The organism is Janthinobacterium sp. BCJ23 (assembly GCF_059617945.1).
This window is the reverse complement of sequence record NZ_JCAQAW010000001.1, coordinates 686,652-699,108: the sequence shown is the minus strand read 5'-3', so window position 1 is coordinate 699,108 and position 12,457 is coordinate 686,652. Positions and strand designations below refer to the sequence as shown.

At 64.5% G+C, this 12,457-nt stretch carries 13 protein-coding genes; 9 read left to right on the top strand and 4 right to left on the bottom strand.

Features of this window, described 5'->3' with window-relative positions; all coding sequences use genetic code 11:
• The first annotated feature begins 5 nt into the window (after positions 1–5).
• The 8 genes from AC54AG_RS03130 (at position 6) to eutC (ending at position 7,821) form a co-directional block, all read left to right on the top strand.
• A complete protein-coding gene (locus tag AC54AG_RS03130; RefSeq protein ID WP_496629466.1) occupies positions 6–629 on the top strand; it encodes a phosphatase PAP2 family protein in 624 nt (207 codons plus the stop codon).
• On the top strand, positions 626–1,741 hold the full coding sequence (locus AC54AG_RS03125; protein WP_496629465.1) for a sterol desaturase family protein: 1,116 nt from the start codon (positions 626–628) through the stop codon (positions 1,739–1,741). The genes AC54AG_RS03130 and AC54AG_RS03125 overlap by 4 nt, the downstream gene beginning before the upstream one ends.
• Positions 1,738–2,856, top strand: coding sequence for a fatty acid desaturase family protein (locus AC54AG_RS03120; RefSeq protein ID WP_496629464.1), 1,119 nt, complete (start codon positions 1,738–1,740; stop codon positions 2,854–2,856). Before AC54AG_RS03125 ends, AC54AG_RS03120 begins: the two co-directional genes overlap by 4 nt.
• 67 nt (positions 2,857–2,923) lie before the next feature.
• A complete protein-coding gene (locus tag AC54AG_RS03115) occupies positions 2,924–3,478 on the top strand; it encodes a GbsR/MarR family transcriptional regulator (protein WP_034746943.1) in 555 nt (184 codons plus the stop codon).
• Positions 3,475–4,116 (top strand): DUF4166 domain-containing protein, encoded by a 642-nt coding sequence (locus AC54AG_RS03110; RefSeq protein WP_496629463.1) that lies wholly within the window; start codon positions 3,475–3,477, stop codon positions 4,114–4,116. The genes AC54AG_RS03115 and AC54AG_RS03110 overlap by 4 nt, the downstream gene beginning before the upstream one ends.
• The gene (locus tag AC54AG_RS03105; RefSeq protein WP_496629462.1) at positions 4,113–5,576 is read left to right on the top strand and encodes a TIGR01777 family oxidoreductase; all 1,464 of its coding nucleotides are present in this window, start codon (positions 4,113–4,115) and stop codon (positions 5,574–5,576) included. Before AC54AG_RS03110 ends, AC54AG_RS03105 begins: the two co-directional genes overlap by 4 nt.
• A gap of 74 nt (positions 5,577–5,650) precedes the next feature.
• Positions 5,651–7,039, top strand: a complete 1,389-nt coding sequence (locus AC54AG_RS03100; RefSeq protein ID WP_496629461.1) for an ethanolamine ammonia-lyase subunit EutB — start codon at positions 5,651–5,653, stop codon at positions 7,037–7,039.
• An 8-nt stretch (positions 7,040–7,047) separates the two neighbouring features.
• Positions 7,048–7,821 carry an ethanolamine ammonia-lyase subunit EutC gene (gene eutC, locus AC54AG_RS03095; RefSeq protein WP_496629460.1) on the top strand — a complete coding sequence of 258 codons (774 nt, stop codon included), beginning with the start codon at positions 7,048–7,050 and terminating at the stop codon, positions 7,819–7,821.
• Between the two features lie 60 nt (positions 7,822–7,881).
• Here eutC and tsaD read toward each other — a convergent pair whose 3' ends face one another.
• Together tsaD and AC54AG_RS03085 are read right to left on the bottom strand one after the other, a co-directional pair.
• Positions 7,882–8,922: a tRNA (adenosine(37)-N6)-threonylcarbamoyltransferase complex transferase subunit TsaD gene (gene tsaD, locus AC54AG_RS03090; RefSeq protein ID WP_496629459.1), complete on the bottom strand. Its 1,041-nt coding sequence runs from the start codon at positions 8,920–8,922 to the stop codon at positions 7,882–7,884.
• 106 nt (positions 8,923–9,028) lie between these two features.
• Positions 9,029–9,895: a PEP-CTERM sorting domain-containing protein gene (locus tag AC54AG_RS03085; RefSeq protein WP_496629458.1), complete on the bottom strand. Its 867-nt coding sequence runs from the start codon at positions 9,893–9,895 to the stop codon at positions 9,029–9,031.
• A 140-nt stretch (positions 9,896–10,035) separates the two neighbouring features.
• Between AC54AG_RS03085 and AC54AG_RS03080 the strand changes: the two genes are divergently transcribed.
• Complete coding sequence (locus tag AC54AG_RS03080; RefSeq protein ID WP_496629457.1) at positions 10,036–10,443, top strand: nitrite reductase (NAD(P)H) small subunit; 408 nt, start codon at positions 10,036–10,038, stop codon at positions 10,441–10,443.
• Between the two features lie 117 nt (positions 10,444–10,560).
• Here the strand turns inward: AC54AG_RS03080 and AC54AG_RS03075 are convergent, their stop codons facing one another.
• A complete protein-coding gene (locus AC54AG_RS03075; RefSeq protein ID WP_034746960.1) occupies positions 10,561–11,622 on the bottom strand; it encodes a 3-deoxy-7-phosphoheptulonate synthase in 1,062 nt (353 codons plus the stop codon).
• A 142-nt stretch (positions 11,623–11,764) separates the two neighbouring features.
• Positions 11,765–12,442, bottom strand: coding sequence for a hypothetical protein (locus AC54AG_RS03070; RefSeq protein ID WP_034746962.1), 678 nt, complete (start codon positions 12,440–12,442; stop codon positions 11,765–11,767).
• Positions 12,443–12,457: the final 15 nt, after the last annotated feature.

The window sequence follows — 12,457 nt, the reverse complement described above, 5'->3', positions numbered from 1 at the left end:
ACACCATGACGCTGTATTCCCGCCTGCTGCACTTGCTGGCTGGCTGGGGCAGCGTCGGCCTCGTGTATTTTTCCAGCGATTTGCTGCAAGGGCAGGGGGTACTGCTGCCCGAAACGGCCATCGACCGCGCCATCCCCTACAGCGACTCTGCCATCTGGCTGTACCTGTCCTTCTTCATCCTGATCCCGTACGCCTACCTGGCGGCCGATGCGGCCCGCGTGCGCTGGCTGGCACGCGCCATGGCGCTTTCCGCCATCCTGTGCGGCGTGGTCTTCCTGCTGTATCCGACCACGCTCGCCTACCCGTCCGTGGGCGAGGGCGGCGCCTGGAGCACGCAGGCGCTGCGCATGCTGCAGGCGGCGGACTCCACGCAAAACTGCCTGCCGTCGCTGCACGGCGCCCTCACCCTGCTGTGCGTATGGGCCCTGTGCGACAAACGCCACTTGGTTCGTTCCGCGCTGGCCCTGGTGCTGGGCGTGGCTATCTGCTACGCCATCATCGCGCTGCGCCGGCACGTGAGCATCGACCTGGCCGCCGGCCTGTTTGTTGGCATCGCTGGCGGCATGCTGGCGAAAATGCAGGTATCCTTGGCTGCCCGCCGCGCCGTTTCCATCAACACCGCACCATGATGAATCCATTTGCCCTGTCGTTCCTGATCATGCTGGCCTTCGTGCTGGCCGAACTGCTGATACTCAAATGGGTACGCAAGACGCCCGTGCCGTGGAAGGACGTGATCTTCAACCTCAATTCCGGCCATATCCTGATGTGGGTGTTCCGCGGCGTGGAAGTGGCGGCCTTCGCCCTGCTGCTGCGCCATGCGAACCTGCACGTCGTCGACCAGTGGCCCGTGGCGGCGCAATGGATATTCGCGTTTTTTGCCTGGGACTTGTGCTTTTACTGGATGCACCGGCTGCACCATAAAATCCCCTTGCTGTGGGCCGTGCACGTGGTGCACCACCAGGGCGAGCATTTCAACCTGTCGCTGGGCGTGCGCAATTCCTGGTATTCGTCGCTGACGAATTTCCCCTTCATCGCCATCCTGGCCGTACTGGGCGTGCCGCTGGAAATCTTCCTTGTTGTCTCGTCGCTGCATTACACGGTGCAGTTCTATAACCACAATGCGCTGGTGAACAAATCCGGCATCCTCGATCGTTTCATGGTCACGCCGTCGCACCACCGCGTGCACCACGGCACCGATAAACGCTACATCAACCGCAATTTCGGCGGCACCCTGCTGCTGTGGGACAGGCTGTTTGGCAGCTTCCAGCCCGAACTCGAGGGCGTGGAAATGCGCTATGGCGTGAAGGGCATGACACCCACGCACAACCCGCTGCTGGCCAGCAACGGCAAACTATTTACATGGCTGCGCGCGCGCTTTCCCCACTGGCAGTCGCGCGGCACCTTCCACGTGCCCGAGCTGTTCATCGGCATCGGCGGCGTGATCCTGTTCGGTCTCGTGATCTATTACGTCAACCATGAAGCGGTGCTGGCTGGCGCGCAGCAGGCGATCCTGTTCGCGCTGATCTTTGGCGGCACCCTGGCGCTGGGCGGCCTGTCCGACGCGCGCCGCTGGGGCGCCATCGCCTGGGTCACCATCGCGCTGGCCATGCCGGCCCTCTACCTGGGCTGGTATGGCGCGCGCGACGTGTGGGGCATGGTCTTCCTGGCCGCGCTGCTGGCGCATGGCCTCGACGGCGCGCGCCGCCTGTGGTGGCCGGCGGCAGCGGGGACGCGCGCGTGACGCAGCCTGTACCTTCGCTGCCGCCGCTGCGCTTCCAGCCCGCCCGCGATTCGGCCTTCCGCCGCGAATTGCGCGCCCGCGCCGACGCCTACCTGGCGGATGAAGGAACGCACCGCTTCGGCGACGCGCGCCTGCATGCGAAAACCGTGTTCCTGGCCGCGCTGGCGGTGGGCCTGTATGCGTTGGCGCTGAATGCCGGCAGCACCTGGCCGTTTGTCGCCAGCTATGTGGCTTGCCTGGTCGCGGCCATGGCGCTGGCCATGAATACCCTGCACGATGCGGCCCACAGCGCCATCTTCCGCCGGGGCTTCCTGAACCGCGTGCTGATACGCCTGGTGGGCTTGCCCGTGGGCGTGGATACGGATTTCTGGACCATCCGCCACGTGCACTTCCATCACACGTATGCGAACGTGGAAGGCTATGACCTCGACACGGAGCCGAACCCCTTCCTGCGCCAGACGCCGTTCCAACGCTGGTCGCCCCAGTACCGCTATCAATACCTGTACTGGCCCGTGGTGGCGGCCTTGTCGCTGCCGTACCTGAACTGGTATGGCGACTGGATGGACCGCTTCGGCAAGACACCCGTGGCCGCGCACAGCCGCTTGCAGGGCTGGCGCGGCTGGCTGTCGTTCCTCGGCTGGAAGCTGGGCCACGTGGCGCTGGTGCTGGCGCTGCCCATGTGGGTACTGCAGCAGCACGGCATAAGCTGGGGCGTGGTGCTGGGCGCGTATTTCCTGGGCCAGATGATCGCCTCGTGCGCGCTGGTGGCGCTGATCCTTGGCACCCACTGGGCCGAAGTGGAATTTTTCCAGCCGGGCGTGGACGGCACCTTGCCGCACGACTGGTACCAGCACACGTTTTATACGGCCTGCGACTGGACGCCGAAACCGCGCGCGCTGCGCTGGCTCGGCTATTGGCTGGGCGGCTTGAACCTGCACCTCACGCATCACCTGTTCCCCACCTGGAACCACCGCCACTACCCGGCGCTGGCGCGCATCCTGGCCGAACTGGCGCCGCGCCACGGCCTCGTCTACCGCGAACTCGGCTACGGCCAGCTGCACGCCTCGCAGCAGCAGTTCCTGCGCGCCATGGGCCAGCCGCCCACCCGCACCTGACGAATCGCGCTTGACTCGGTTTCCGTTCCGTCTTACATTTCTGTAGCGACAGAAATAAGAGAAAATCATGGAACTGAGTCCGACCACGCAGAAGTACATTTTGCATTGGGGTGAAATGGGCACGCGCTGGGGCGTCAACCGCACGGTGGCGCAAATCCACGCGCTGCTGTTCCTGGCGAATGAACCGCTGACGGCGGAAGATATCGCGGCCAGCCTGAACGTGGCCCGCTCCAACGTCAGCAACAGCCTGAAGGAATTGCAAAGCTGGGGCCTGGCGCGCAGTACGCACGTGATGGGGGACCGGCGCGACCACTTCGTCGCCCTGCAGGATGTGTGGGAAATCTTCCGCGTCATCATGGAGGAGCGCAAGCGGCGCGAGATCGATCCCACCCTGACGGTGCTGCGCGAATGCGCGATCGAGGGCGAGCACGATGCGGCGATACCGCCGGCCACCCTGGAACGCATGGGCGAAGTGCTGGCGTTCCTGGAAATGCTCAGCAGCACCTACAGCGATTACAAGAATTTGCCACCGGCGACCCTGCAGCGCATGCTGTCGATGGGCGGCAAGGTAGCCAAGTTCCTCAGCCCGGAAGACAAACCTGGCAAGCGCGCAAAATCATGAACGGCCCTTCGGAAGGAGAACTGTTCAAAAAGGTGATGGGCGCGCAATGGCTCACGCTGCACCCGGACATCCGCCGCCGCTTCGAGAAAAATCCCGCGCCGGGCCAGCCCCTGTATTACCGGGGTGAACTCAGTGAACTCACCAGCTCGCGCCTGGGAAAATTCCTCGGCTGGTTGACGCGCCCCTTCATCGACGGCGCCCTGATTCCGCATGACGATCACGATTTTCCCGTCGATATCGAAGTCTATTCGCGCCCCGGCTGCCCCTTCATCTTCAAGCAGCGCACCTACCGTCTGCATGGCCGCGCGCCGATCCGCTTCACATCCTACATGGCGGAAAGCGCGACAGGTGAAGTGCTCGAATACGTGGGCATGGGCCTGGGCATGAAGCTGGTGCTGCACGTGGAAGACGGCAATCTGCACTTTACCAGCGACGGCTATTTTTGGGATCTTTTCGGCTGGCGCATGCCGCTGCCCGGCATGCTCACGCCCGGCAAGACCTTTCTGTGCCACCGCAATGAAACGCCGCAGCAGTTCAACATCCGCATCGAAATTCGCCACGCGCTGTTCGGCACCACGTTCACGCAGGCGGGCGTGTTCCGTGAATCGGCCGCACCGGAAATGAAGGAGACACCATGAATACGCATCTGCTGGCCCTGCAACTGATGGCGGCGCAAGGCTGCCTGGGCGCCTTCGACACCATCTACCACCATGAAATCACGGAGGCGCTGCCGCAAAAGGCGTCGGCGCGCCTTGAATTGACGATCCACGCGACGCGCGCCTTGATCTACAGCCTGCTGTTCGTGGGCCTGGCCGCGTGGGAGTGGCATGGCGCCTGGGCCTGGGTGCTGGTCATCGTGTTTGGCGTGGAAATCGTGCTGACCCTGTGGGACTTCGTCGTCGAGGACCAGACGCGCCTCTTGCCCGCCACGGAGCGGGTCACGCACACGGTGCTGGCGATTAACGCGGGCGCCTTCATCGCCCTGCTGGCCCTGAACAGCAGCGAATGGGCGAGCTTGCCGACGGCCCTCATGTGGCAACCGTATGGCTGGCTCAGCGTCTTCCTCGCCCTGTGCGGTGTGGGCGTGGGCTTGTCCGGCCTGCGCGACGCGTATGCCGTTTGGCAGCTGGGACGGCGCCAAGTGCAAGAGACGGCAGAGCAAGAGGAGCACCTGCGCTTTGCCAGCACGCCGCAATCCGTGCTGGTGACGGGCGCCACGGGTTTCATCGGCCAGCAGCTGGTTGCCGCCTTGCTGGCCGACGGCCATGCCGTGACGGTGCTGACGCGCCAGCCGAAGCAGGCCGCGTGGACCTTTGATGGCCAGGTGCGCTGTATCCAGTCGTTCGACGAATTGGCGGACGCGCAGCGCATCGACATGGTCGTCAATCTGGCCGGCGCGCGCATCGTCGGGCGGCGCTGGACGGAGGCGCGCAAGACGGCCTTGCGCCGCAGCCGCGTCGCGCTGACGCAGGCACTGGTGGCGTGGATCGCCCGCGCGCAGCACAAGCCGCGGGTGCTGCTGTCGGCGTCTGCCATCGGCTACTACGGCGTGCAGCCGCAGGGCGACGACACGGAATTGACGGAGGAGAGCACGCCGCAAGCCATCTTCATGTCGCAGCTGTGCCAGGAGTGGGAAGCGGCCGCGCGCCAGGCGGAGAAATTTGGCGTGCAGGTGGGCTGCATGCGCTTTGGCCTCGTCTTCGGCCACCAGGGTTCGCTGCCGCAAATGCTGCTGCCGGTCCGCTTCGGCGTGGGCGGCCCGCTGGGCAGCGGCAGGCAATGGGTCACGTGGGTGCACGTGCGCGACGTGATCCGCGGCATCGCCCATCTGGCGCGCCGCAGCGAAGAGCAGGCCGTGAGCGGCGCATACAACTTCTGCGCGCCGGAAGCCATAGCGCAGCGCCGCTTCGCCCAAGTGGCGGGCGCCGTGCTGCACCGCCCCAGCTTCATGCCCACGCCGGCCTTCGTCATGCAAGCCTTGCTGGGTGAGCAGGCCGATTTGCTGGTCGAAGGCCAGCGGGTCGCGCCGCGCCGCTTGCTGGCCGACGGCTTTGCCTTCCGCTATCCGCAGCTGGAAGGGGCGCTGCGCAGCCTGTAGCCGCCGTTCTGAGCGTAGAATGAGGCATGCTCCGGGGTCAGACCCGCCGGGTCTGACCCCATCAGGAGACGCCCATGCCCTCATTCAGCCATACGATAGACAGCCATGTTTACCAGTTCGCCAGCCTGAAAGAGCTGCTGGCCAAGGCCACGCCGCTGCGTTCGGGCGACGTACTGGCCGGCGTGGCGGCTGCCAGCGCGCGGGAACGGGTGGCCGCGCAGCTGGCGCTGGCGGACGTGCCGCTGCCGCTATTCCTCAGCGAGGCGCTGGTGCCGTACGAGGAGGACGAGGTCACGCGCCTGATCATCGACTCGCACGCGCGCGCCGCCTTTGCGCCGATTGCGCACCTGTGCGTGGGCGATTTCCGCGACTGGCTGCTGGACGATGCAACGGATACGCAAACGCTGGCGCGTGTCGCCGCCGGCATCACACCGGAAATGGCGGCCGCCGTCTCAAAAATCATGCGCTTGCAGGACCTGGTGCTGGTGGCCCGCAAGTGCCGGGTCGTCACGGCCTTTCGCAATACCCTGGGCCTGGAAAACCGTTTGTCCACGCGGCTGCAGCCGAACCACCCGACGGACGACGCCACAGGCATTGCCGCCTCCGTCGTCGATGGCCTGCTGCTGGGCAGCGGCGACGCCGTGATCGGCATCAATCCGGCCACCGACAATGTGGCACAGGTGGTCTCGCTGCTGCACCTGCTCGACGCCGTCATCGACCAGTACCGGATTCCCACGCAGTCATGCGTGCTCACGCACATCACCAATACCATCGAGGCGATACGCCGCGGCGCGCCCGTCGACCTCGTGTTCCAGTCGGTGGCGGGTACGCAGGCGGCCAACCGCAGCTTCGGCATCGACCTGGCGCTGCTGGCCGAGGGGCGGGCGGCGGCCCTGTCGCTGGGGCGCGGCACGGTGGGCAACAACGTCATGTATTTCGAAACGGGGCAGGGTAGCGCGCTGTCGGCCGGCGCCCACCACGGCATGGACCAGCAGACGTGCGAGGCACGCGCGTATGCGGTGGCGCGCGCGTATCAGCCGCTGCTGGTCAATTCCGTCGTGGGCTTCATCGGCCCCGAATATCTGTACGACGGCAAGCAGATCATGCGCGCGGGGCTGGAAGACCATTTCTGCGCCAAGCTGCTTGGGCTGCCCATGGGCTGCGACGTGTGCTACACCAACCATGCGGAAGCGGACCAGGACGACATGGACGCCTTGCTGACTATGCTGGGCGTGGCCGGCTGCAATTTCATCATGGGCGTGCCGGGCGCGGACGACATCATGCTCGGTTACCAGAGCACCTCGTTCCACGACGCCCTGTATGCGCGCCGGGTGCTGGGCTTGCGCCCTGCGCCGGAATTCGCGGCCTGGCTGGCGCGCATGCAGATCACGGATGGGCAGGGCCGCTTGAGCGAAGCGCTGGCGCCGGCTTTCCAGGCGGCCCTGCTGCGCCTGGACGACTAGGAGGGCGCATGGACGAAACCAACCCTTGGCAGGCCCTGCGCGCGCATACGGCGGCGCGCATCGCGCTCGGGCGCCGTGGCGTCAGCGTGCCGACCAAGGCGCAGTTGGCGTTCCAGCTGGCCCACGCGCAGGCGCGCGACGCCGTGCACCTGGCGCTCGATGGCGAGGGCCTGGCGCGCGTTCTCGCCGCGCAGGGGCAAGATTGCGTGCAGCTGCACAGCGCCGCCGCCACGCGCGCCGACTATCTGCAACGCCCCGACCTGGGGCGCCGGCTCGACGAAGGCTCACGGGCGCGGCTGGCCACCGCTGCTACGGGAGTCGACCTGGCGCTGGTGGCGGCCGATGGCCTGTCGGCGCTGGCCGTGCAGCGTCACGCGGCACCGTTCCTGGCCGCCCTGCGCGAAAGGCTGGCGCTGGAGACGTGGACGCTGTCGCCGCTGCACATCGTGGCGCAGGGACGGGTGGCCGTTGGCGACGAGGTGGGGCAACTGTTGCAAGCGAAGGCCGTGCTGGTGCTGATCGGCGAGCGGCCGGGCTTGAGTTCCCCGGACAGCCTGGGCCTGTACCTGACGTGGGCACCTGCAGTGGGCTTGCTGGACGAGCGCCGCAACTGCATTTCGAACGTGCGTCCGGAGGGGCTGGCGTATGCGCAGGCGGCGTACCGGCTGCATTATTTGCTGTCGCAGGCGTTCAGCCGGCAGCTATCGGGCGTAGGATTGAAGGATGAAACGGTGGCGGAAGGGAGCGTGGCTGCGGGGCGGAATTTTTTGCTGGCGAAGTAGGCGCTGGAGAAAAAGCGACAAACGGCAGGGGACAGGCCCGACGGGACTGTCCCCAAACGATTAAACTTCGCGGATTTCGTCCAGCGCCCAGCGCGGGCGCACGTTGAACGAGTAATCGTGCTTGGCGGCGTCGGGGTTGATCTGCAGGCGCATGGCGCCGGCAAAGGCGATCATGGCGCCGTTGTCGGTACAGAATTCCAGCTCCGGGTAATACACTTTAAAACGCTTCTTGGCGGCGGCCGCGTTGAGCGAGGCGCGCAACTGCGCGTTGGCGCCCACGCCGCCGGCGATCACCAGGCGTTTCAAGCCCGTGTGCTTGAGGGCAGCCACGCATTTGGCTGTCAGCACGTCGACGATGGCGTCGACGAAGCCGCGCGCGATATTTGCCTTGTCCTGCTCGCAGATATTCGCGATGACTTTTTCTTCATGGTTTTTCACCACCGTCAGCACGGCCGTCTTCAGGCCGGAAAAGCTGAAATTGAAATCCTTCGAATGCAGCATCGGGCGCGGCAGTTTATACGCGAGCGGATCGCCGAATTCGGCCAGGCGCGAAATGGCGGGGCCGCCAGGATAACCGAGTCCCAGCAGCTTGGCCGACTTGTCGAACGCTTCGCCGGCCGCATCGTCGAGCGTTTCGCCCAGCATCGTGTACTGGCCCACGCCATCGACGCGCATCAGCTGCGTGTGGCCGCCCGACACCAGCAGGGCGATGAACGGAAATTCCGGCGGCTCGGACGCCAGCAAGGGCGACAGCAGATGGCCTTCCAGGTGGTGGATGCCCAGCACCGGCTTGTTGATGGCCAGGCCCAGGCTGCAGGCAACGGAGGAGCCGACCAGCAGCGCGCCGGCCAGGCCAGGACCTTGCGTGTAGGCGATGGCGTCGATCTCGGGCAGGGTGATGCCAGCCTTGGTCAGGGTTTCTTCGAGCAGCGGGATGGCGCGGCGGATATGGTCGCGCGACGCCAGCTCCGGCACCACGCCGCCATATTGCTCGTGCATGGCGACTTGCGAATAGAGGGCGTGCGACAGCAGGCCGCGTTGCGTGTCGTACAAGGCCAGGCCGGTTTCGTCACAGGAGGATTCGACGCCAAGAACAATCATGAAGGTGCTAAATAGGGAGGAGTAATCCGCCATTGTAATGGAAAGCCCACCAGCAGGTTCCAGGGTGCAAGCGCCGCGTGGCATTTGCACCCATGCTCAAGCGCGATCAGGCAGCGCGCGCGCGTTGACGGCGGCTGACGACCCATGGCAGCAGCAGGCCGCCCAGCAGCATCATCCAGGTCGACGGTTCTGGTACCGGCAGAGCGGTGGTATGGATAGTCAGGAAGGAATTTTCGGCGCCCAGCCAGCCACTCGATGATATTTTCCGTTCGTCGCCAAACTCATTGTAGTAGTAGCCATAGCCCAATTGGAGGAACAGGTTGCCTTCGAGGCTAAGGCTGACAGTATCAGGCAGATCCAGCAGGCCGGTATTAAAGCTGAGCAGGCCGCTTCCCTTGATATTTTCCTCCTTCGCTCCCACGAGACTGAGCTGCTTGCCATCTGTGCCGCGCACAGACAGATAGGCCGTGGCGACGCTGGTGGCATGGCCAGGTTGTCCGCTGTAACCTGGCGGCGCCTCGCTGTCCTGCAATAGACCGGACAGTTGCGATGAATAGGAGAAGCCGGTGATCTTGTAGCCAGGCTTTGCCGTCAGCTGGAATGATTGCGTGCCTAGGAGGGGAACCGAGTTGTACTTGTTCAAGCCCGCGCCGAAATCCAGGGTAGCCGCTCCCGGTGTGCTGGAAACGAGCGTGGGACTTGCAGGTTTGTCGAACCAGTATTGAACTTCCGCCGGATAGTTGATGGTGATGGAGCCGAGATCGGCGGGAGGAGCGGCATGCGCGCCAGGCATCATCAGGAAGGCGGCGAAACCGATTGCGGCAAGTCGTGTGGAAGGATGCATATGAACCTCTTTGTTGGACAGTGGGAAATCTTCATCGAAATGATGCTTAAAATGCATGCCAATAATACATGTATTTAGTAAAAAAGCATCGGTGATTGTTTTCGTTTGCCGCATTGCCTTTGTTTTCATGCACTGTTTTCCGGCTATTTTTGCGCCGTGCTGGTGCGTCATTGCCTGACATGGTGAGGTACCACCTCGGCGCCTCTGCGACACCGTTCATGGCACCACTCTTGCTTATGCATGCGTGTGCCTTTTCAAGGGAGTTCACGATGCCAGAACAATGGAAAATGATTTGCCGCCTGAAGGACATGCCGCTGGAGGGCGCGCGCATGGTGCAGCGGGGCCTGGCGTGGCAGGATTTACCGGGTGTGGCGCTGTTTCGCGCAGCTGACGATACGGTGTACGCGCTGCTCGACACGGTGCCTTGCCTGGGCGGCCCGCTCGCGCATGGGGTGCTGATGGAGAAAAATCTGATGGGGCCGAAGAACAGCTGGATCATCGAGCTTGATTCGGGCCGCCTGGTGGCGCCCGTGCAGGGCATGGCGCGCATGTACGCCGTGCGCATCCTGGACGGACGCATCTACCTGGACTTGAAGGAGCTCAATGTCCCGGCCAGCAAGGCCGAGCAGGCGCTGGCCGGCTCGTTTGCGCTGCTGCCGCATGTGCAGATGGCATGATATGTCTCGTGGTGGTGTCGGCTTGCGCGCTGTGCGCTAAGCCGACCTACGGCCGGTCGAGTAGGTCGGATTAGGCCCACAGGGCCGTAATCCGACAACATTGTTGGCCGTAATATTTTACGCCGGGCGATTGACGAGATGCGCATGCGCATCGCGCAGCATGGCCACCGTCGTGTCCCAGTCGATGCAGCCGTCGGTGACGGAGCAGCCGTAGGTCAGTTGCGACAGGTCTTGCGGGATCTTCTGGTTGCCGCCGACGATGTTCGATTCGATCATCACGCCCACCAGCGAGCGGTTGCCCTGGCGGATCTGGTTGACCACGTCGCCCATCACCAGCGGTTGCAGTTCCGGCTTCTTGTAGCTGTTCGCATGCGAGCAGTCGACCACCAGATTGGCCGGCAGCTTGGCCTTGGCCAGCGCCTGTTCGGCGATGGCGATCGACACCGAATCGTAGTTCGGACGGCCGTCGCCGCCGCGCAGCACGACGTGGCCATACGCGTTGCCGCGCGTGCGCACGATGGCGACGTTGCCTTCGCCATTGATGCCCAGGAAGGAGTGCGGGTGCGCCGACGACAAAATCGCGTTGACGGCGATGCTGATGTCGCCATCGGTGCCGTTCTTGAAGCCGACCGGGGTCGACAGGCCCGACGACATTTCGCGGTGCGTCTGCGATTCCGTCGTGCGCGCGCCGATGGCGGTCCAGGCGATCAGGTCGCCCAGGTATTGCGGCGAGATCGGGTCCAGCGCTTCGGTGGCGGTGGGCAGGCCCAGTTCGCACACGTCGAGCAGGAACTGGCGCGCCTTTTCCATGCCTTCATTGACCTTGAACGAATCGTCCATGTACGGGTCGTTGATATAGCCTTTCCAGCCCGTGGTGGTACGCGGTTTTTCGAAATACACGCGCATCACCAGCAGCATCGTGTCCTTGACTTCCTCTTGCAGCGCTTTCAGGCGGCGCGCGTAATCGAGGCCGGCGACGGGGTCGTGGATCGAGCATGGGCCGACGACGACGAACAGGCGCTGGTCCTTGCGGTCGATGATGTTGCGCAGCGCTTCGCGGCCGCGGCTGACGGTGTCGAAGGCGCTCTCCGACAGGGGCAGCTTGGCGTGCAGTTCGGCCGGTGTCGGCATGGGCGCGAAAGAGGTGACGTTGATATTTTCGATGTCTGGCGTATTCATGATTCTGGCTCGGCTTTCGCGATTGCGTTCTTTAAGAGGCAATAGTGTAGCGGAAATGCGGCCTGGCGGCGGGGATGGGGCCAAAACGGCAATGGTTCAGTTGTTTTTATGGCAGGGCCGGCACGCTGCCGGCCCTGTGCGTTCAATGGCCGCCGGCCAGGCTGGCGCCAACGCTGTAGCGGGCGATGCGCTGGTAGTTGCCGGCCAGCTCGGGCGGCCGGGGCAGGCCGGGATGGCGCTTTACATGCTCGAGGATGGCGCTTTCGTGCTGGCGTATCTGCGCGTCGAGGCAGGCGATCTGCTGGCGCAGCAAGGCGTGCAGCGCATGCTGGCCAGCCTGCAGATGCACATTCAGGCGCGCCGATTCCTGCTGGCGCACGCCTTCGATGGCGTGCAGGCGGCGCAGCCACAGGCGCAGTTCCACGTAGGCGGGCGAGGGCGGCGTCCAGCGCGCGGGGCGCCTGTGCGCACAGTAGTTGGCCAGCACCACGGCGCTGTGCGCCGCGTCATCGGGCAAGCCCTGGCCGCGCAGATAGTCGTTCAGTTGCGCGGGCTGGGCATCGCAAACCACCATGCCCATGTCGGCCAGCATGCGGGCGGGCGCCTCGCTGTACGGCATATCGAGGCGCATGCAGACGCGCAAGCCGATGACGGGCACGTCGTTCCTTTGCAGCCAGCTGCGCAGCCAGCGGTAGCCGGCCACGTCGTTTTCCAGCACTTTGCACAGCACTTCGTTACCCGAGAGCAGCACGGCTTTCAGCAGCAGCTTGCTCGTTTCGATGCCGACGAAGGCTGTTTCCCGTTTGATCGCGTGTTCCATGATGAGTCCCCCTGT

What these genes read in the sequence shown, in the direction of transcription:
- AC54AG_RS03130 (WP_496629466.1), top strand. Translation starts at nt 6, where the DNA reads ATGACGCTGTATTCCCGCCTGCTGCACTTGCTGGCTGGCTGGGGCAGC.
- AC54AG_RS03125 (WP_496629465.1), top strand. Translation starts at nt 626, where the DNA reads ATGATGAATCCATTTGCCCTGTCGTTCCTGATCATGCTGGCCTTCGTG.
- AC54AG_RS03115 (WP_034746943.1), top strand. Translation starts at nt 2,924, where the DNA reads ATGGAACTGAGTCCGACCACGCAGAAGTACATTTTGCATTGGGGTGAA.
- AC54AG_RS03110 (WP_496629463.1), top strand. Translation starts at nt 3,475, where the DNA reads ATGAACGGCCCTTCGGAAGGAGAACTGTTCAAAAAGGTGATGGGCGCG.
- AC54AG_RS03105 (WP_496629462.1), top strand. Translation starts at nt 4,113, where the DNA reads ATGAATACGCATCTGCTGGCCCTGCAACTGATGGCGGCGCAAGGCTGC.
- AC54AG_RS03100 (WP_496629461.1), top strand. Translation starts at nt 5,651, where the DNA reads ATGCCCTCATTCAGCCATACGATAGACAGCCATGTTTACCAGTTCGCC.
- eutC (WP_496629460.1), top strand. Translation starts at nt 7,048, where the DNA reads ATGGACGAAACCAACCCTTGGCAGGCCCTGCGCGCGCATACGGCGGCG.
- tsaD (WP_496629459.1), bottom strand. Translation starts at nt 8,922, where the DNA reads ATGATTGTTCTTGGCGTCGAATCCTCCTGTGACGAAACCGGCCTGGCC.
- AC54AG_RS03085 (WP_496629458.1), bottom strand. Translation starts at nt 9,895, where the DNA reads ATGAAAACAAAGGCAATGCGGCAAACGAAAACAATCACCGATGCTTTT.
- AC54AG_RS03080 (WP_496629457.1), top strand. Translation starts at nt 10,036, where the DNA reads ATGCCAGAACAATGGAAAATGATTTGCCGCCTGAAGGACATGCCGCTG.
- AC54AG_RS03075 (WP_034746960.1), bottom strand. Translation starts at nt 11,622, where the DNA reads ATGAATACGCCAGACATCGAAAATATCAACGTCACCTCTTTCGCGCCC.
- AC54AG_RS03070 (WP_034746962.1), bottom strand. Translation starts at nt 12,442, where the DNA reads ATGGAACACGCGATCAAACGGGAAACAGCCTTCGTCGGCATCGAAACG.